Source organism: Rhizomonospora bruguierae (genome assembly GCF_018397995.1).
Taxonomy (GTDB): domain Bacteria; phylum Actinomycetota; class Actinomycetes; order Mycobacteriales; family Micromonosporaceae; genus Rhizomonospora; species Rhizomonospora bruguierae.
Genome location: NZ_BBQH01000168.1, coordinates 1 through 929 on the forward strand (window position 1 = coordinate 1; position 929 = coordinate 929).

Consider the following 929-nt stretch of genomic DNA (forward strand, 5'->3'; position numbering starts at 1 on the left):
TACGTGGCGAAGGTGTTGGTCACCGGGTCGGCCGGGTTTATCGGCGGCTATGTGGTGGCGGAGTTGCTGGGTCGGGGGCATGAGGTTGTCGGGGTGGACAACTTCTCGAAGTACGGTCCGGTGTCGCATGGGTATGACGGTGATCCGCGGTACACGTTCGTGGAGGGTGACGCGCGGGATGCGGATCTGTTGGGGAAGTTGTTGGCGGATTGTGATCATTTCGTTGCGGGTGCGGCGATGATCGGGGGGATTTCGTACTTCCATGCGTATGCGTATGACTTGTTGGCGACGAATGAGCGGATCATGGCGGCGTCGTGTGACGCGGCGATCGCGGCGCATCGGGATGGTCGGTTGCGGAAGGTGACGTACCTGTCGTCGTCGATGGTGTTCGAGTCGACGACGTGGTGGCCGTCGCGGGAGGGTGATGAGCGGCGGGTGCCGCCGCCGTTGTCGTCGTATGGGTTTCAGAAGTTGGCGGTGGAGTATTACGCGCGGGCGGCGTGGGAGCAGTATGGGTTGCCGTTCACGATTGTGCGGCCGTTCAACTGTGTGGGGGTGGGTGAGGGTCGGGCGTTGGGTGAGGCGGAGGTGTTGTCGGGGAATGTGAAGTTGGCGATGTCGCATGTGGTGCCGGATTTGGTGCAGAAGGTGGTGAAGGGTCAGGATCCGTTGCGGATCTTGGGTGCGGGTACGCAGGTGCGTCATTACACGTATGGTGCGGATCTGGCGCGGGGGATTGTGTTGGCGATGGAGTCCGAGGCGGCTAGGAATGAGGATTTCAATCTGTCGACGGCGCGGTCCACGACGGTGTTGGAGTTGGCGGAGGTGATCTGGCGGAAGATCAAGGGTCCGGGGGTGCCGTTGCGGTACGTGTCGGATGATCCGTTCGAGTACGACGTGCAGAAGCGGGTTCCGGACGTGGCCAAGGC

The 929-nt window shown here is 62.1% G+C and carries 1 protein-coding gene; it reads left to right on the forward strand.

Features of this window, described 5'->3' with window-relative positions; genetic code table 11:
• Positions 1-12 precede the first annotated feature (12 nt).
• Positions 13-929 (forward strand): NAD-dependent epimerase/dehydratase family protein (locus tag KJS59_RS30675; RefSeq protein WP_249715204.1); only part of this gene is annotated, 917 nt, incomplete at its 3' end.